The 19,297-nt window shown below is 41.6% G+C and carries 18 protein-coding genes and 2 tRNA genes; 4 read left to right on the top strand and 16 right to left on the bottom strand.

What is annotated here, in order from left to right:
• Positions 1-6: 6 nt before the first annotated feature.
• The 4 genes from ACLTOH_RS05205 to ACLTOH_RS05190 form a co-directional block, all read right to left on the bottom strand.
• The gene (locus ACLTOH_RS05205) at positions 7-906 is read right to left on the bottom strand and encodes a carbohydrate ABC transporter permease (protein ID WP_117466053.1); all 900 of its coding nucleotides are present in this window, start codon (positions 904-906) and stop codon (positions 7-9) included.
• Between the two features lie 12 nt (positions 907-918).
• Entirely contained in the window at positions 919-1,839 is a 921-nt protein-coding gene (locus ACLTOH_RS05200) for an ABC transporter permease (RefSeq protein ID WP_412223535.1), read from the bottom strand.
• A 106-nt stretch (positions 1,840-1,945) separates the two neighbouring features.
• Complete coding sequence (locus tag ACLTOH_RS05195) at positions 1,946-3,493, bottom strand: ABC transporter substrate-binding protein (protein WP_412223534.1); 1,548 nt, start codon at positions 3,491-3,493, stop codon at positions 1,946-1,948.
• Between the two features lie 451 nt (positions 3,494-3,944).
• Positions 3,945-5,249: an IS30 family transposase gene (locus ACLTOH_RS05190; RefSeq protein WP_069432380.1), complete on the bottom strand. Its 1,305-nt coding sequence runs from the start codon at positions 5,247-5,249 to the stop codon at positions 3,945-3,947.
• A 195-nt stretch (positions 5,250-5,444) separates the two neighbouring features.
• Here ACLTOH_RS05190 and ACLTOH_RS05185 point away from each other — a divergent pair, with 195 nt between their 5' ends.
• The 4 genes from ACLTOH_RS05185 to ACLTOH_RS05170 are packed head-to-tail and all read left to right on the top strand — an operon-like array spanning position 5,445 to position 10,037.
• Positions 5,445-7,091 carry a sensor histidine kinase gene (locus tag ACLTOH_RS05185; protein ID WP_412223533.1) on the top strand — a complete coding sequence of 549 codons (1,647 nt, stop codon included), beginning with the start codon at positions 5,445-5,447 and terminating at the stop codon, positions 7,089-7,091.
• A 14-nt stretch (positions 7,092-7,105) separates the two neighbouring features.
• The gene (locus ACLTOH_RS05180) at positions 7,106-8,302 is read left to right on the top strand and encodes a response regulator (protein ID WP_337770343.1); all 1,197 of its coding nucleotides are present in this window, start codon (positions 7,106-7,108) and stop codon (positions 8,300-8,302) included.
• A gap of 54 nt (positions 8,303-8,356) precedes the next feature.
• Positions 8,357-9,343, top strand: coding sequence for an aldo/keto reductase (locus tag ACLTOH_RS05175; protein ID WP_337770344.1), 987 nt, complete (start codon positions 8,357-8,359; stop codon positions 9,341-9,343).
• Positions 9,336-10,037, top strand: a complete 702-nt coding sequence (locus ACLTOH_RS05170; protein WP_022154318.1) for a PIG-L deacetylase family protein — start codon at positions 9,336-9,338, stop codon at positions 10,035-10,037. Before ACLTOH_RS05175 ends, ACLTOH_RS05170 begins: the two co-directional genes overlap by 8 nt.
• 70 nt (positions 10,038-10,107) lie before the next feature.
• Here ACLTOH_RS05170 and ACLTOH_RS05165 read toward each other — a convergent pair whose 3' ends face one another.
• From ACLTOH_RS05165 to ACLTOH_RS05110, 12 genes are all read right to left on the bottom strand, one after another.
• Positions 10,108-10,320: a hypothetical protein gene (locus ACLTOH_RS05165; RefSeq protein ID WP_118731065.1), complete on the bottom strand. Its 213-nt coding sequence runs from the start codon at positions 10,318-10,320 to the stop codon at positions 10,108-10,110.
• Positions 10,321-10,390: 70 nt separating this feature from the next.
• Complete coding sequence (locus ACLTOH_RS05160; RefSeq protein ID WP_117466061.1) at positions 10,391-11,383, bottom strand: ATP-binding protein; 993 nt, start codon at positions 11,381-11,383, stop codon at positions 10,391-10,393.
• 95 nt (positions 11,384-11,478) lie between these two features.
• Entirely contained in the window at positions 11,479-11,919 is a 441-nt protein-coding gene (locus ACLTOH_RS05155) for a YaaR family protein (protein ID WP_227733791.1), read from the bottom strand.
• Between the two features lie 70 nt (positions 11,920-11,989).
• A complete protein-coding gene (locus tag ACLTOH_RS05150) occupies positions 11,990-12,580 on the bottom strand; it encodes a guanylate kinase (RefSeq protein ID WP_412200853.1) in 591 nt (196 codons plus the stop codon).
• A gap of 59 nt (positions 12,581-12,639) precedes the next feature.
• Positions 12,640-14,061 (bottom strand): pyruvate kinase, encoded by a 1,422-nt coding sequence (gene pyk, locus ACLTOH_RS05145; protein WP_412223528.1) that lies wholly within the window; start codon positions 14,059-14,061, stop codon positions 12,640-12,642.
• A gap of 22 nt (positions 14,062-14,083) precedes the next feature.
• Positions 14,084-15,532: an aminotransferase class I/II-fold pyridoxal phosphate-dependent enzyme gene (locus ACLTOH_RS05140; RefSeq protein WP_412223526.1), complete on the bottom strand. Its 1,449-nt coding sequence runs from the start codon at positions 15,530-15,532 to the stop codon at positions 14,084-14,086.
• Between the two features lie 25 nt (positions 15,533-15,557).
• Positions 15,558-16,124 carry a hypothetical protein gene (locus ACLTOH_RS05135; protein WP_022312595.1) on the bottom strand — a complete coding sequence of 189 codons (567 nt, stop codon included), beginning with the start codon at positions 16,122-16,124 and terminating at the stop codon, positions 15,558-15,560.
• A gap of 52 nt (positions 16,125-16,176) precedes the next feature.
• Positions 16,177-17,694, bottom strand: a complete 1,518-nt coding sequence (locus tag ACLTOH_RS05130; protein WP_118538578.1) for a peptidoglycan binding domain-containing protein — start codon at positions 17,692-17,694, stop codon at positions 16,177-16,179.
• 107 nt (positions 17,695-17,801) lie between these two features.
• Positions 17,802-18,122 (bottom strand): branched-chain amino acid transporter permease, encoded by a 321-nt coding sequence (locus ACLTOH_RS05125; protein ID WP_022312593.1) that lies wholly within the window; start codon positions 18,120-18,122, stop codon positions 17,802-17,804.
• Positions 18,098-18,796 carry an AzlC family ABC transporter permease gene (locus ACLTOH_RS05120; RefSeq protein WP_118731062.1) on the bottom strand — a complete coding sequence of 233 codons (699 nt, stop codon included), beginning with the start codon at positions 18,794-18,796 and terminating at the stop codon, positions 18,098-18,100. The genes ACLTOH_RS05125 and ACLTOH_RS05120 overlap by 25 nt, the downstream gene beginning before the upstream one ends.
• 245 nt (positions 18,797-19,041) lie before the next feature.
• Positions 19,042-19,114: transfer RNA gene (locus tag ACLTOH_RS05115), tRNA-Lys, on the bottom strand.
• Positions 19,115-19,139: 25 nt separating this feature from the next.
• Positions 19,140-19,212: transfer RNA gene (locus tag ACLTOH_RS05110), tRNA-Phe, on the bottom strand.
• Positions 19,213-19,297 lie beyond the last annotated feature (85 nt).

The following is a 19,297-nucleotide window of genomic DNA, read 5'->3' as shown; positions in this document are numbered from 1 at the left end:
ATCTCTCTATTCCTTTACCGCACCTACAGTAATACCTTTTGTGAAGTACTTCTGAAAAAACGGAAAAACAATGATAACCGGTAATGCACCGATAAATGCCATTGCCATCCTAACCGTTCCTGACGGCACATTCGCTATAATGGAATTAACATCTGATGTAGCTGACATATTTTGTGAAAGGAACTGTAGGTCTGTCATTATTTTATTTAAAAAATTTTGTAAGGTATAATAATTAACATCCGTAACAAACAGCAATCCATTATACCAGTCATTCCAATAGCCAACTCCAACCAGAAGTCCTATAGTAGCTAAAATAGGTTTTGATATCGGCAGTACAACATTTCGAAAAATAGATATTTCTCCCGCTCCATCAATACGTGCCGCTTCCAACAGCACTTCCGGAATGTTTTCATTAAAAAATGTTCTTACCAGTAATACATTAAAACCATTCACCAATAAATGGGGAAAGAGTAATGCCCACATTGTATTTTTAATATGGAAAATTTGTGTATACATCAAATATGTTGGCACCATTCCACCATTAAACAACATTGTAAAAAAAACAAAAAGCATGATCAGCTTTCGTCCAACCAGTTCTTTACGTGAAATGGTATATGCCAAAAGTACGGTTACCATTATCCCTAAAGCAGTCCCCATAAAAGTAACTAAAATTGAATTTAGAAAGGATTTCGAAATTACCGTTCCTTGTTTAATCAGAAATTCATACGCTTCTAAACTCCATTTTTGGGGAAAATATGTATATCCGTATAAATTCAAAACATCATTATCTGTAAAGGATGCCACTGCCATCAAAACCACAGGAGCAATGCACATAAATGAAATGATTCCTAGCACGACATATGCCACAATAATCACTATACTATTTCGTTCTTTTTGTTTCCTCATAACTCCACTCCTTTAGAACAAAGCATTTGAAGGACTAATTTTCCGAACCAGAAGGTTAGTTAAAAACACCAGAATAAATCCAACAATTGATTGATATACTCCTGCTGCTGATGCCATTCCCACATCACCCAGCTGAATGAGAGATCGATACACATAGGTATCAATTGTGTTTGTCACGCTAAACAGTGCTCCGGAGTTCTGCGGAACCTGATAAAACAATCCGAAATCTGAATAGAACACTTTACCAACAGCAAGCAAAACCATCATTATAATTGTAGGTTTTAAAAATGGAAGGGTAATATACCAGATTTGCTTCATCTTTCCCGCACCATCTAATTCTGCTGCCTCATAATAATCCTTGCCGATTGAAATGACACTTGCATAATAAATAATTGCAAGAAATCCAAAATTCTTTAATGTATTTACAAATAAAAGAATAAAAGGCCAATACTTCGGTTGACTATACCACTCAATGGTATTCATTCCCAGTTTGGTAAGAATTTGTGTATTGACAAATCCAAGATCATTTCCCAGAAAAGCATAAACCAGATATCCCACAATAATAATTGATAAAAGATATGGAAGTAATATGACTGTCTGGAAAAACTTAATGTGTATGCCCTTACGAATTTCATTCAACAGTATAGCTATTGTAAGTGCAACCAGTGTATTCAAAACTATAAATGCTAAATTATAAAGAAGTGTATTTCTGGTAATAATCAATGAAGTTGAAGTGCTAAATAAATATTTAAAATTGTTAACACCATTCCACGGACTTCCCCAAATACCATCTCTATAATTAAATTCTTTAAATGCAACCACAAGCCCAGTCATTGGTAAATAGTTATTTATCAATAAATATAAAATTCCCGGTAAGGCCATTAAATATAATGGCAGCTGCCGTTTCATTTTTTTCAGTTTTTGCTTTTTCATCAATAAATCACCTTCCTAATTTAGAGACAATAAGACACGGTTTATTTTATTAACAGATGTCGATACTGACGAAATCACAATAAACCGTGTCTTGCTTCCATACTGCTTACTTCTCAGCCACCCAACTGTCCAACTGTCTCTGTTTCTCTGCAATCACCTTTTCAATACCAGCCTCACGCAGAGCCTGTATAAATTTAGGCAAATATTCTTCCGGATCTAATTCACCATTTTCCAAACCAAGTCGATATTCTGCTAATACACTATCCAAAGCAGCAATTTCTGACTTAACTGAAGAGGAATCAAATATAAAACCAATTGCCTGCGACTGAATTGCATTTTCATTGAAAGCCTTCATCTCATCATAATAATTATCATTTTCTACTGTTTCCCATGCATAAGAAATAAGCTGATTACCAAACGACCATCCCTGGTTAAGCCCATATCCATCATTTTCAGAGGTAACACCTTCCGGGTAAGTAATTAAAGTGTTGGTACCTTTCACACGTTCATAATGTACACCCTCAATACCCCAATCAATAATATTAAGCACATCCGGATCTGAATACAGCAAATTCAGAAACTTTAATACAGGGATCTCATCTTCACATGTAATAGGAATAGCCATAACAACTCCATTAATGGAATCCGTTGTAGCAACGGCCTGTGACATACGCGCATCCAGGGTAGGAATCCCTGTTGAATTCTGTACATCTACATAGCCGCCCGGCTTTTTATCTCCCATGTAGGAGAATAGTCTTCCTGACTTATATAAGCCCATACCCGTATCCGGGTTGATAGAACCATCACTTAAAATCCAGCCCTTATTGTACCAATCACGAATATAATTCAGCGTATCTTTATACCATTCGGTTTCATACAAATTTACCAACTGATAGTCATTTTCGCCGCAATTCATCAGAACCCCATAGTAATCGCCCATCTTATCAAATGAAGCAAATCCGGATTCCAGTATACTTTTTCCATTATCCTGAGAAGACGTCATAACCATACCCGGTTCCTTCTCAGAAACAATTGCAAATAATTCCGCCAGATCATCTGTATTGGAAATATTTTCTCCCATTTCTACCAGGTCATATTTCTCCAGAATCTCTTTGTTCAAAGAAATTCCTCTTGCCTGTGCCATATCTTTATTTACCGGCAGACCGTATATTTTGTCCCCAACTGTTGATGCTTTCAGATAATCCCCTAAAGCATTGACTACCCCAGGTGCATATTCCTGCAGTGTATCCTGTGCAATCGGCAGAAGCTTATTCTGATTAATCGCAGAAGTGAAATCACCACCAAACATAATATATAAATCTAACTTTTCATTACCAGAAACCATTAGGTTTATTTGCTGGTTATAAGTACCAAGGCTTAATGGCACGAGTTCTACCTCTACATTAATCTTTTTACGAGTCTGTTCATTTAAGGCCTCTTCAATCATGTCCATATCTTCCGGAATGAATAAATTGCAGAAAAATGCAAATGTTATCTTGTCCGGTTCTGTGCTTTGTTGCTCCGATGATTCTGACAACACTTCTTTGGTTGAATTTTTAGATGCCGTTTCTGTTTTTCCACAGCCTTGCAGCAACGACGAAAACGCCAACAAGGCAGCACACATAATAGCTACATATTTTTTTCTTTTTTTCATTAATCTTCTCCTTTTCTTTATAATAGATTTTTAAACCTCTTTCATACCCTGTGCACATAATCTATCATACTTTCTTTCGTCATATCTGCCCTATTTTCGACTTTTTTTATCCAATTTTTGACATTATGTACAAATAATATTCTAAATATGCTATATAATATATAGTGCTACATGTCAAAAATACCAAGGCTCAATAGTCACCCGAGTTTCCCGTTTTGTAAACGAGTTTCACATTTTGAAAGCGACCTTCAAATTTTGTACCCGACTTTCCACTTTTGTAATGACTTTCCCGTTTTTTTCCTTGCTTTTATGATATAATCACCTTATGGCAGAGTATTTTTTTGCACAAAAACCGGACGTCAGTTTTGGCTTACAAATTTTGCAAGCCATAATTCACGTCTTCTGCTGTTCCTATTTCAGCCAGCGGTCTGTGCTTTATTCTGTCTTCTGGTTACTTTTTGAGAAGTCTTGCGGTGAGGTTGATGTCTTTGGCTGCAACCTCGTGGCATCTAAGCCTCTCCGCCAGGTCTTCTCCATAATAAAAGCTGAACGCTTCATACGGACTTTTTCCGTTCAGTTTCTTTCTCCGGTAGGAATTGATATGGTTCATCATCAGCTCTACGTCTGCCTGCGTCAGTTCATCAAAGCTTCTTCCTTTCGGCAGGATCCTGCGTATAAATTCATGTCCCACCTCGATCTCTGCTTTCTGGTACGGCGCACTTGGATTGCAGTAATAGATCCTCGTCCTTTGAAATCCTTTTCCATCCGGTCCGTTCTCTATACACTTCGGATTGGAAAACTCACTTCCGTTATCCGTCAGGATGACCGGAAACAGCTTCCTAAAATCCTGCCCTCCCAGCCGGTGGTACAGTTCATCATAAATATCTATCACTGACTTTGAGGTGTTCGCTTCCCGCAGGAACCCCAGCATCAGTGACACATTTACAAAATATATCGTCAGCAGGACTTTCCCTCCCTTGCTGCCGATCACGGAATCCATCTGCACCACTGCTGTGTCCGGATGCTGTTCCATATATACTTCGTAATCATGATAATTCCTTCCCACACGGCATCCACGGTCTACTTTCAGCTCCGGTTTTTTATATCTCGGACGGTACTTTACCTTTCTTGGCAGGTCTATGTTCCTGATATCAAACAGGCATCCATCCACGTAGTTGTAGAGGGTCTTTTCACTGCACATCAGTTCATCCTTATGTGTCAGGTAGATCTGATGGATAGACTGCCCCTGTTTTACCAACGGCACCAGGATTTCATTGAGTCTGGCGATTTCCCCTTCCGTAGCAAGGATCCCGCTTCGGGATTCCGATATCTTATCCGTTGCCCGCCTCTGGGCTCCCAGAGCATCGTAAACAGTTTTTGTCAGCGTACACTTCTTTACTTCACTGCATCCGTTGCATACATATGGCGGTTTAAAGCGATGGGTACATATTTCTTCTTCATAATGCTCGCAGTAACGGTTGCATATGAGTTCACACTGTTTACAGACAGCTACCAGTGGATGCCTGCAGTCATTTGTCCCACATACTTTTTTCCTCTTACATGCTTTTCTGTACTTGCAGGTATTATGCGGGTAACTTCCATAACCGGTGTCCTGTTCGATGGAATAGTTCCTGATCTCCTTTGTGATGGTAGTCCTGTCCCTTCCCAGTTTCTCTCCAAGCTCTGTGAAAGTCATATGCTCCTTTAGTCCGCTTTCTATCTCCAGCCGGTCCTCATAATTTAAGAACTTTGCCATACTGTCTCCTTTCCCCGCCAGCTGCTGAAGTTCTGTTAAAAAACAGGAAGAACATTTCTGCTCTTCCTGCATTTGTATCGTCACTTTCACTGCTGTAATTTATTCTGTTTGTAATCAACTTTCCCCCTCACACGGGAATTTCAAAAAACTATTGAGGCAAAAATACCAAGCTTTAGAAATGAGGAAGAAACGATTATGAAAGGAACCTTAAAGCAGACTGTAAACAAATTTATTTTTCTTTTTGTAGTTCCACTAAATATTCTTTTAATCATAACCAATTCTTTCTTTATGTTTTCCACCTATCGGCAAACAAAAATATCTACTGAAAATATGGTTAATTATTTTTTAGACGATATTGATTCTCGTTTGAGTACGATTTCGTTCTTTCTCATAAAAAACGGAACAGAGGATCTAGCTTTTCAAAGCATTGCTTATGATTATGTCGGCAGAGATTATGCATTGGAAAAAATTCACTTATACCAAAATCTTAATTCAAAAATTGATCTTTGCCCGGAAATTGCCTATTTATTTATGTTTCATTCTGAAAACAACGAAATGGTCATCGTCCCTTCTTCAGAATATGTGTCGCATGGCAGTTATCAGGCAAAAGAGACTCTTTGCGAAATGTTGAAAAATCCTGAACAGTTTCTGAATGCTTCCTGGACATTAATTACACTGCAGGATCAACAGTTTTTGTTGCGCTTATTTAAATGTAATAACGCTTATCTTGGGGTCTGTGTACCGACAGATTCCATGATTCAAAAGTTAAAAAATTACAGTTTTTCCAACACAGCTGTAACAATTGCACCAACCGGTACTTTTACAGACAAAAATAGTATGCTTGATTTTTTTCTCTTACGGCATTTTCAAATTACAGCTGATTCATCCACCGGAGATTTTTCAGTATTTTTATCTGCTGACATTCCATTACAGAATTATATTACTATTGTCTTATGTTGGATTACGACCTTTTTCTCACTATGTTTGCTATCTTTAATTCCAATAGCAAATACATATTTACAAAGAAATATATTAAACCCAATCCTTATATTTATCGAACATATGGATAGTATACGGGATAATGACTTTTCTTCCGAACTGACTGAAAATATGGGAAGCATGGAGATGGATCATATGGCAGCTTCTTTTAACACCATGATTCATAGAATACAGACAATGAAAATTGAGCTTTATGAAAAAGAACTGCAGCGCACTCAACTGGATTTACAATGTCTGCAGCTTCAGTTAAGCCCTCATTTTTTTATAAATACATTAAATACCATTTATTTTCTCTCCATAAATGAAGAAAACTTGCAGTTACAGTCTCTTACCTTAGAATTTATGGAATATTTCCGGGCTGTATTTAAAAGCAGTTCATCCCTCATTCCTTTAAGAAAAGAACTGGAACAATGCTCGCATTATATTTCCATACAGCAGGTTCAAAAAGCGCAAAAGCCACAGGTACATTTCAATATTCCCGATTCATTGACTGGCTGTATGATTCCTCCGCTTACCATATTGACTTTTTTGGAAAATTCAATAAAATATGCACATGAACAGCTCAAGCTCCTAAAACTAAATGTATCTGCCATACTTCAGCAAGAGGATGCTTCTTATTACCTTATACTTACGATAAGGGACAATGGGGTTGGCTTCCCCGATTCACTTTTGCAAGATATTGAAAATTATACACCGCCTTTTTCCATTGGAAACGAACATATTGGCTTGAAAAATCTTTTAAGCAGGTTCTACTATTTTTATGACGGTAATGCATTTATTCACCTGTGTAATCCGAAGACCGGCGGAGCCTGTGCAGAAGTAAAGATTCCAATTGAACTTTAGAAAGGATTTTGTTTATGATATTGCTTATGGTCGACGATGAACCAATAATCATTCAAACATTAGCTCGTTCTATTTCCATAGAATCATTAAATATTGAAAAAATACTCCTTGCTTATAGCGCAGAAGATGCAAAAAGATATTTTTTAAATGAGCCCATGATTGACTTAGTTATGTGTGATATCGAAATGCCCCAAACAAATGGATTAGCCTTGCTTTCCTGGATTCGGGCTAATTATCCGCAAACAGGTTGTGTCTTTGTGACTAATTACAGTGTATTTCAATATGCCCAGGAAGCAATACGGCTTGGCTGCCTGGATTATATTCTAAAACCCATAACACCACAACAAATAACTGCATCTATTGAAAAATGTATTGACAAACTCCATCATCCAGATAAGGATCTTTATTTAAACCAATATTTGCAGAAAGAAAGTTTATGGCACGATATGCTTTTCTCCTATATTTCCGGTCATGAGTATATCTTACCGTCTCAGACCATGTTGGATATACTCTATTATCCGGTACTTTTTATTATTGACCGCCAGCAATGTAATAATATTCAACAAGTTGCCGATTTACGTTATAACGTTCAAAAACAAATTTACACAGAAGTACAAACATTTAGTCCACATGCTGTTGTCTTTAGCTACCAGCTCCAAAACATTTTTATCCTGTTTCCTTGCAAGGTACAATATATTGAGGAAGTAAAACAACAGATTAAAAATATGTATACAGCCCTCGTAAAAAATAGCCTTCCACTGCTATGTGTCACCGGATATAATGCCAAAATCCCCGTGTTGCTGGGTGAGATGAAAGATATGCTCCAATTAGATCTACATGGTCCACAAAATATTTTTGAATTTGCTGAAGTTAATGAGAGCTTATTACCCAAAAACAGTTCGCTTGTTTATGTAGTGCAAAATTACATTAAAGAGCATTTGGAACAGGAAATCTGCCGAAATACCGTTGCGGACTATATACATATGAACCCAGATTATCTTGATCGTCTTTTCAAAAAAGAATTTGGATTATCTGTCTCTCAATATATTAAGGAAAAGAAGATTGATTACGCCAAAATGCTATTACGCACCACAAATTTGAGTGTAAGTGAAATTGCACAACGTTTAGGTTATATTAATCTATCTCATTTTACAGCTTCATTTAAACAAATTACAAATATGACACCTGTTAACTATCGTAAAAAATATTAACTTCATCGGTAATTTCCTCTATTCATACCCTGAATATGAAAGTGAGGTACAACAATGAAACATATACACATTCCTGAAACAAATATCACTATACCAAGAATAGCTGCAAGTTTTGCTCCAGCCGGCAGTGATTACACCGACACACACAATTATTATCTGGTAGATGCATATCTGGAACTTGGTGGCACATTTTTAGATACTGCAAATGTATACGGTCGATGGTTTGAGCAAAGACTTCCGGTAAATGAATTGTGGTTGGGAAGATATTTTTCCGAAAGGCACAACCGGCACCACTTTATTCTGGATAGTAAAGGTGGCGCATTAAATCCTTGGGATAAATCCATCCCCCGAATTAATTCCGAGTGTCTGCGCCATGATTTGGAAAACAGCCTATCCAATCTTCATACGGACTATCTGGACTATTACTGGGTTCATGTTGATGATCCTGCTGTTCCTGCGGGTGAAATACTTGAAATTATGAATCAATTCAAAAAAGAGGGGAAAATTCGCTATTTTGGATGCTCTAACTGGAGTGCAGAGCGCATTCATGAAGCTATGCGTTACGCTGATGATAAAAAAATCACCGGCTTTACAGCACATCAAACTATGAAGAATGTTGCGTATCCCAACATGCCCGCTGTTTTATATGATGGAATGACATATATTTCTTCTGAACTGGAACAATTACACACAAATAATCAATTCCCGTTATTTGCTTATACAGCAGCAGCCAGAGGTTATTTTTCACTTGCAGACCGGACAGACTTTCAAACCGCGCCGCAGTATCGATCCTGTCGGGAATTATTTGATAACAATAAGTCAAGGGAACGACTTACCGCTATTAAAAAGCTTGCCAAAGAAACCGGCTGGGATCTTACCCAAATTGTTCTGGCATACATTTATCAATTACCATATCCTTCTGTGCCGGTTATTGGTGTACAGTCACTGCGTGATATTGTTAATTGTCTAATAGCTATGGAATTACCAATTCCCACAGATTTCTTTGAAAAAATAATCAGCAAGGAGGTTCATCATGAATAAACCTACTTCCCCTGTTATTTTAGCTATTGGAGCACATGTTGGAGATATGGAATTAACTGCCGGGGGACTTTTATCTACCTGTGCAATGCAAAATTGGACTCCGGTTATTATTTCCTTAACTACAAGTGAAAAAAGTGCCAGTGCCACAGATGATTTAGACAAATTTATAGAAATGAAAAGGCGTGAGGCTACTTCTTTTGTTACTGAATTACATGGTCAAAGCATAATATATGATATTCCCGATGGTTTCCTTGTTCCAACAGATTCCTTATGCCTTGACCTTTGTGCCTTGATCCGCAAGCTGAAACCGCAGATTTTAATAACCCATTATCAAAGCACACACAAAGATCATATGGCTTGCCATACTATTGTTAATAATGCTGTTTTTTATGCATCCTTACCAGCCATCAAATGTGAGTATCCAGCTTACAACGTACCAGCATTTTATTACACAGAAAACTGGGAAGATTGTAGTTCCTTCCGGCCGCAAACCTTTTTTGACATAAGCGAAGGTTTTTCTCTATGGCAAAAGGCACTTGAGCAGGAGCAAAGTGTACAAAATTGTCCTTTTATGCCAATTGTAGAATATTATCGACTTAAAGCAAGAACCAATGGCATTCTTATGAATTGTGAATATGCTGAAGTTTTTATGAAGGCAGAAAATATTCGTTCGTTAAATAAAGGGAATTTATGATTTTTCCCCGATGCCGCATTGACCGACGGCACATGCTGAGAAGCAAACACCGCAATTTAATTCCGGTAAATTAGCTCTCCAGGTGTGCCGCACTGGCATCCGCCGCCATCTGCCAAAGTTCCTCCGCTCCGTACTTATTCCAGTTCGGATAGACACCGTAGACGATTTCGTATTTTCCGGCTGCAATGCTGTTTCTGCGGTTTATTTTCCGGTTCCGTTTTTTCCAGATCCGAATCGCAACAGATAGCAAATAGCTTTTCGGGAAAGTGTCCTGAGATTTCAACCGGTCATTTTTTTCAAAAAAATAGAAAGTGAAGCGTAAATTTCACTTTCTACTTATTCCTGTCTTTCTGTTAACCGTTCTCCTTGATCTCCAGCATCAAAAGTTCCATAGTCAGGTCAAAATTTACGTTAGCATCCAAGCGCCTCTTTGCCTTATCCAGGGCTTCGATGACTTCCTCGATTCCTTCATAGCTGCTGCGCTGGGCCACACGGCGGATGGCACTGATCTCTTCACGGAAAACGAGATGGTTCACATCACTGGTTGCCTTGAACAGGAGCACATCCCGGTACCAGATGGCGATCAGATCCAGATAATCATTGATCTGCAGCTTATATTCCGTAATCTTTTTGATCGCTGCGGTGATCTCACTCAGATCCATATCCTGAATATATTTCAATAGCGACAACGCTTCATTCTTAATATTATCGAAGTCCTCACTGGACGCCAGGGATTTCGCCTTGCCGATATTACCTCTGGCAAATGCCACACAGACCTCCGCTTTATAATCCGGCACCTGCAGCTGATGCATGAGATAATTACGCACCAGTTCATCGGCTACCGGCTTCATGTTCAGTACCACGCAACGGCTGAGGATCGTCGGCAGCAGAGAATTCACGTTAGAAGTCAACAGCATGATCACTGCATACTCAGGCGGCTCCTCCAGCGTTTTCAGGATTGCATTCTGCGCCTGGGGAGTCATCTTCTCCGCCTCGTTCATAATATAGATCTTATACGGGCTGCTGTAAGGCTTGATGGCAATATCGTTGTTAATCTGCGCACGAATATCATCTACGCTGATGGTATTCGGCTTCTCATGGCTGACATAGATAATATCCGGCTGATTGTCCGACAACGCCTGCTTACAGGAATGACATTCCTGACAAGGCTCGGTTCCGCCCTTTTCACACTGCAGGGTCATGGCAAATACTCTGGCAATAAATTCTTTGCCGGAGGATTTTTCACCGTTGATGATATAAGCATGGGAAATCTTCTTCGCCGAAATGGCGTTCTGTAAATGCTCTTTAATCTGTTCCTGACCTATGATGTCATGAAATGTTGCCATTGGTATTCCCCCTGTCTGTATCTTATTGTCTTTTTGGTCCTGCTTTTATCGTACTGCCTTCTTGCGAATCACGCAAGCGTTTCCTGTATTTTTCATCAGGTAAAGATATCCAATAACAGTCCCCGGATCTCCCCGATCTTGTTCAGGATCGCCAGATTGTCTTTTTCATCCTTCATCAGTTCCTGTGCCAGCTGATCCAGATTCTCATCCACCAGCCGGATAATGCCGTACACACGGTGCCGTCCTCTCCGATCCAGGAAGTTCTCTCTGGAAAAAGAATGGGATCTGGTCACCACTTCATTGAGAAATTCCTTGACCAGTCCACGATAATGCCGCATATCCTTCACATCCCGTTTCTTGGCCAGCTTTTCGCCCTCTGTGGTGATCTCCGCCATCAGGTTCGTCAGTCTCTCCTGCAGTTCTGCTTCTTCCACATGGCTCGCCAGCATGAACTTGAAGCTGCCATCCGTGGGCGCTGTGTTCTGTACCTGCTCCACGGAAGCCGGCTGCTGTATCTGATTTACTCTCATTTCCATACGCCCACCTCTTTTCCTCTGTTTACCGGCTATATTCCGGCATTTTTCTTCTCTGTTATCAGTATTTCGGCTATATTCCGGCTTCTTTTAAGTACTTTGTAATATCTTTCAGACATTTTGTCAGATCTGTATTCTCGAATCTGTCCCGGATCCCTGCTGCCGCCAGCTTTTCTTCGGAGAAATCTGCGCTGTCCGCCAGAAATCTGCGACACATCTCTTCGTACTTCGGCTTCTCCTGTCGCAGTTCCCTGTCCAGTGCCCGCTGCAGGCGTACACCGTCATCCAGCTCAATATAGACCGGCAAAATAGCTTCTGTTCCGAAATAAGCAATCATTTTCTCATAGGCTTCCAGTGTTCCGATCATGAGATAATTCTTCGTGGTCAAATCTATCTGTCCGTCATCCACTGTAAAATACCGCCAGATGCCATAGACCGTATTATAAGCTCTGTCCTCTATGATCTTTCCCTGTTCCCTCAGGGTCTGAAAACCGGTCTCATCTGTGAAAAAATATTCCACACCGTTCTCTTCCCCGGCCCGGATCGGTCTTGTCGTATAAGGCACGATGGTCCGAAGATCCATCGTGCCCTCTTTCATCAGTTCTTTAAAAACAGTATCTTTCCCCGAGGAACTTTTCCCCATGAGATATACAATTTTTCCCATATCTGCGTTCTCGTTTTCCCGCTCCTGTTTCGGCTGTTTGACCGCCGTACAGTACGTTTTTATTCTACTTCCACCACGTGGATCATATCGGTCTTACCTACCACGCCCAGAGGTACGCCTGCAGTGATGACAACCGTATCCCCGGTTTTCACCAGACCGGCCTGCTTTGCCTTGAACACTGCTTCTTCAAACAGGGCATCCGTAGTCTGCTCCTTCTGGATCATGACGGGATTCACACCCCACAGCAGGTTCAGCTGACGATATACCTTCTCATCCAGCGTACAGCCGATGATCTGGCATCCGGGCTTATAACGTGCGATCATATTCGCGGTAAATCCGGACATGGTAACAGTGATGATGGCTGCTGCCTTCAGGTCAGATGCCACGCTACAGGTTGCATAAGAGATTGCCGTGGTAATATCCGGAGTCTCCTGTCTGTCTTCCTTGACTCTCTGCATTCTTCCGCGATAATCGATATCCTGCTCTGCTCTCTCCGCAATGCGGGACATGGTCTTAACAGCCTCTACCGGATACAGACCGGCTGCGCTCTCGCCGGAAAGCATGATGGCTGTGGTTCCGTCATAGATCGCATTGGCAATATCTGTTGCCTCCGCTCTGGTCGGACGTGGATTCTTGATCATGGACTCCAGCATCTGAGTTGCGGTAATAACGTGCTTGCCCTGTGCTACCGCCATCTTGATCATCTTCTTCTGCAGAATAGGTACTTCTTCCAGAGGGATCTCGACACCCATGTCACCACGTGCTACCATGATACCGTCTGCCACGTTAATGATCTCTTCCAGATTCTGAATACCCTGCATGTTCTCAATCTTGGCAATGATCTTGATCTTGCTGCCTCTGTCCTCTACGATCTTGCGCACTTCCTGAATGTCTTCCCTGGTTCTGACAAAGGAAGCTGCGATAAAATCAAATCCGTGCTCCACACCAAAAATAATATCTGCCAGATCCACCTCACTGATATAAGGCATGGACAGAATCGCTCCCGGTACATTGACACCCTTATGATTCGATACAAAACCGCCGTTTATGACCTTACATACAATGTCTTCTCCTTTGATCTCTTCTACCGTCATCTCGATCAGACCGTCATCGATCAGGATCGTTGTTCCGACATTGATGTCATTTTTTAGATTTTTGTAGGAAATAGTGGCTCTTTCCGCTGTTCCCATGATTTCTTCCGTTGTCAGGACAAACTGCTGACCGGATACCAGCTCTACCTTACCGCCCTCAAAATCACGCAGACGAATCTCCGGTCCTTTGGTATCCAACAGAGTTGCTACCGGCAATCCCAGTTCTTTTCGTACTTTCAGTACTCTGTTGTATTTAACCAGCTGTTCCTTATGGCTTCCATGGGAAAAGTTAAAACGTGCCACGTTCATGCCCGCAAGCATCAATTCTCTTAATTTCTCCTCACTCTCACTGGCCGGACCGATGGTGCAAATAATTTTGGTTTTTCTCATACAAGCTAAATCCTTTCTGCTGCTATTTTTTTTGATTTTTGACTACGGTAATACAATATTCGTCTTTTTCGGTGACTCCCTGTATCTTCAGACCCTTTCTGAAATACTCCGCAAGCTTTCGGCAATGGATCTCTTCGATCTGTTCTCCCGGTACCAGCACCGGAATTCCGGGAGGATACAGATTCACAAAATCTCCTGCAATCCTGCCTGCAGCCTGTGCCAGAGGAATCTCCTCTTTTTCAGCATCCCATGCATCCGCAAGAGACAGACTGACTTCCGGCTGCATGTGATAGAGAGATGTCTCTCTGGAATCTCCGCCTTCCGTCTGTGGCTGCGTCTGCCACTTTCCCGCAGATATGTCACGATCGATGGCAAGTAATGCATCCGTCATTCTTGTGTATGCCTCGTCACTGTCTCCTATGGTGAACATCGCAAGACAATGATCTGCAGCTGCCATTTCCAACTGCAAGTGGTACTCCTCTAATAGAATATCATAAATCTGCTGTCCTGACAAACCTGCCTTTGAAGATAATATCACCAGTTTTCCGATATCCTGTCTGGCATCCAGCGGCAAGAAATGAAGGTTCCTGCATTCTGACAGTTCTGTCAGAATTCTCAGATAATTCACCTGCAACCGGGCAAACAGATAATCTCCCTGCTCCTTTACCAGCTGTAGTGCATTGTCAATTCCTGCCATTAGTACATAGGATGGACTACTGGACTGATAAATATGCAAAAACCTGCGCAAACGTTCTCTGTCGACCAGTCTTCCGTTGACATGAAGCAACGCGCTCTGTGTCAGTGCCGGCAAAGTCTTATGAACACTGTGGATCACCAGATCCGCGCCACACTGGCAGCTGTTCTTCGCAAATCCTTCCGCCAGTCCCAGATGAGCACCATGGGCTTCATCCACGATCAGAGGAATTCCTTTACTATGTACCAGCTTTGCGATCGTCTCTATATCTGCGATCCTGCCTTCATAAGTGGGTGACACCAGAAATACCGCATCCGGAACAGGCTCCCGGCTGAATGCCTCTGCGATCTGTTCCGGAGTTACCGCATCATAAATATCATACTCCTCCATCATTTCCGGATACAGATAAGAAACTGTTAAATTTCTCAGATATACCGCATGATACGCAGATTTATGGGCTCCTCTGGTCATAAGGATCCGCCCGCCCCTCGGAACCGCCGCACTGATTGCCGCCAGAACCCCGCAGGTACTTCCGTTGATAAGGTAAAAGCTCTCGTCTGCGCCGTACAGTCCGGCTGCCTCGTCCTGTAATCGTCTTAGGATTTCCTCTGGAGCATGTAGATTATCAAATCCATCAATCTCCGTGATGTCAATATCCATGATCTCCCGGGGGAATTCTCCACAAAGCAGTCTCTTATGTCCCGGCATATGATAAGGATAATAATCTGTCTTACTGTAGTCTTTTAATCTCCGGTATAATTCACCCAATTCCGTCATTCTCCTGTTTTGGGTTTCCACCCTTTTATTTTCCCTGCTCCTCTTCAATCTTCCGAAGCTTCTCGATCAGGGCTCCATGTCCCTTATGTACATGAAATGTCTCCATAAGCGAACACCATTTGTCTGCCATGGTGACGATCCAGGCTTCACGACACATGGGAACTGCGGAAATTGTTAGCGGCCACATATGTTTTTTTATAATATCTTTTTCTCTGGGAGTGAGATGGTATTCCTTCTGTGCATTGTGAAGCGCTCTTCCCGGATGATAAAAGCCATGAAGCTTATGGGGGCTGATATGATCCGGCGTGTGCCAGTCGTACAGAAAGTAATCATGCAATAATGCCCCACGGATCAAATCCTTTTTTTCACAGGGAATATGCAGCTTCTCGCTGATGGCAAGACTATATTTTGCCACATTCATACTGTGATCATTGACTGTCATGTTACCGTGCTGTACATGTGAACGTGTGGAGCGAAAGTTCTTAGAACGCAGAATATCCGGTGCTACCGCCCGGATCTCCTGCCTTAACTGTCGTTCTCTTTCAAATCTCTCTTTCCACTTCTGCACTTTTTTTGCTGAACGCTGTTTCATAGAACTGCCTTCCTTCTCAATATCCCATCATCTATAGTCACACTGATTCGCATTAATAGTAATAGCATACTACCGGGAAACCGGTAGATACATATTCATAAATAGCTGCCGCCATATTCAGTGGCAGATTGACACAACCGTGAGAGCCTGATGTCAGATAGATGGTTCCTCCGAAGCTTCCTCTCCAGGTAGCATCATGCATTCCGACATTTCCGTTAAAAGGCATCCAGTAGTTTACCGGCGTCTCATAATCCGCACCGCGTAATACAGCATTTTTTGTCTTATAGGTCAGTCCGAACACTCCGGGAGGGGTCATGCAGCCCGCTTTGCTCATATTACCGGATACAAAATCTGTCTCCAATACAATGCTTCCATTCTGGAACAGATAAAGATGCTGATTCGTCAGATCAATTTCCACGTAGGAATTACCGATATCGTCACTTCCCTTTTGTGCTCCCTTGCTGCTGTATACCGGTTCCTTGTCGATGTTTTCTCCCTTTTCAATAGAAGCTGTCAGTTCTTTGACCTCTTCCTCGCGGTCGGTCTTCCAGCCGTAAGCTCCGCTGGGCAAGGTAAGCTCGATTCCCTGAACTGTGGTAAACTTTCTCTTTTTGCCATAGGTATCGTATTCTTTGGCCTGCTCTGCTACGAATTCCTCGATTGCTTCCTCGTCCAGTTGGGGATCCTTGTTATCCGTCTGGATCCACTCATGGATCGTATCTCCGTCTACGACAACCTTATTGCCGTTCCAGTCATAGGTGATCTGTGCGCTGACCCATTTATTCATGGTATCACAGGCTTTTACCAGCGCTGCATCCTCTGCCGTTATTTTGGCAGTTTCATAACAGCCCTGCTCCTCCAGATCTACCGTGGTATCTCCCTGCATGATTGCTGTGGATACTACTTCTTCTACCAGGTTGTTGTTCAACTCTATTCCCATGGTCTCCGGAATGATTTCATAATTCTTGTTCTTCTCGGAATATTCACTGATATAAGCATCTTCCGGTGCAATCATATTTTTGTTCTGCAGTGCAGGCATCTGTGCCAGTTGTTCCTGCAATTTGTCTGCATCATAGGACACACCCTGAACTACATCATGATTCTGCGTACTCCACAGCATCTCAATCCACAGGAATTCATTCTGTCTGTCCAAAAGCTCCTGTGCCGCATTCAAAGTATCCACCCAGTACATTCCGATCTCAGATGCTGTGATCGTACCGATCTCTTCCTGCACACCGTTCTCATCTCTGCCCAGAATCTGTAAACTATACTGCTGTGACTGCTGATCCATGATCGCCGCTACCTCTGTCGCCGTCATATTACTGCAATCACTGTTATTGATATAAGTATGATTCAGGAAATGAGACTGGTAGTAAATTGCCACACCACCATATGCCAATAGAATTACTGCAACTACAGCTGCTACAATACCAATCCATTTTTTGCTCTTTTTCTTCTGTACCGCTGTCTCTTCCACAGGCTGTTTTGTTTCCTCTTTGCTCTCCGTTTCTTTCTTATCAGCCTCTTTCTTTGTTGTTTCTTCTTTTAATTCTTTGTTATCGGTTTCCATTTTATCTTCTGTTTCTCCCTCATCTTATTTCTGTTGCGCTCATTATAGCATTTAATTTCGTAAAAAAACAGTGTGAAAAGGCTGAAAAAAAGCCTTTTCACACTGTTTTAGAATACTACTTGCACTAATATCATATAAAGTATGGTCCCTACAGCTATACTCAGCAACGTATTTTTCTTCCAGATATGAAGCAATGCCACCACGGCAATAGACAGCAATTCCGGAAATCCATGACTGCCGGTAAACAGATTAATTCCTTTTACACAGTAAATAACAAGAATCACCATAATGGCCGGCGGGAGTACTTTTCCCAGATATGTGACTGTTTCCGGAACCTCTCTCTTTCCACCAAATGCCACGAAAGGAACTGCCCGTATGATCAAAGTAACAATAGCTGCAACTGCTATGATTGCGACGGAATGTAACATTTTTTCTTAACTCCTAATAATATGATTGCGGCAATGGTCAATGCAGGTAATAAAAAGGTGTCTGCGCCCAGTACCAGTAAACACAGAACTCCGACAACGCCTCCGATGACTGCCGGTTTATGTTCTTTCGTATCCATCCACTGGTTGACTACTATAACTGTGAATAATGCCGTCATGGAAAAGTCAATTCCCGTAGTGTCGATTGGCAGGACCCTTCCGGCCAGTGCACCTACACAGCTTCCCAGAATCCAATAGCAATGATCCAACAGAGAAATGTAGAAGCTGACCCGTTCCTCACGCATTCCCTCAGGAACTTTCAGATCACATAACAGAGAAAACGTCTCATCCGTAAGGGAAAAGATCATATAAGGATATGTTATACCCATTTTTTTGAAATTTTCTACAAAAGAAAGTCCGTAAAATATGTGTCTGCCATTGACAAACAACGTCATGATCAGTGTATACCACAGACTTGCTCCCGCCGTCAGCAAGGTGACCAACACAAACTGCATGCTTCCCGCATACACAAACAAGCTGATAAAAAAGGCCCACCAGAAGCCGTATCCTGCATCATTCAGCATCAGTCCAAAGGCAAATCCCAGGAAAAGATATCCCAGCATGACTGGTATGGACTGTACGATTGCGTAACGCAATTCTTTTACTTTACTTTCCATTTCGATTTTAAATCTCTTTCGTTGATTTCTTTATTTCCGACGAATTATTTTAGCATATCATTCTTGTGCAGGCAATGGTCTGATATAGGTTCTCTTGTGCCTGGAAAACTATGAGAAACACGCTTCGCGAGTTTCTCAAGTTATCGCGGCAGTCGCCAAGATCTCGTGCGAGCACGGACTTTGGCTCGTTGCTCGCGTAAATTAAAAGAGATCAATATACAAACCGTATATTGATCTCTCTGCAATGAGACACGGGGGATTCGAACCCCCGACAACTTGATTAAAAGTCAAGTGCTCTACCGACTGAGCTAGTATCCCATATATTATTTTTAGATATTACAAATGCCCAGAACCGGAATCGAACCAGTGACACGAGGATTTTCAGTCCTCTGCTCTACCAACTGAGCTATCTGGGCATTTTAGATCTGAATTTTCACTCAGATCTTAGTAGCGGGGACAGGATTTGAACCTATGACCTTCGGGTTATGAGCCCGACGAGCT

Source organism: Waltera sp., assembly GCF_046969025.1.
GTDB classification, from domain to species: Bacteria; Bacillota; Clostridia; order Lachnospirales; family Lachnospiraceae; genus Acetatifactor; species Acetatifactor acetigignens.
The sequence above is the reverse complement of the archived record's forward strand: the minus strand, read 5'-3'. Positions and strand labels throughout refer to the sequence as shown.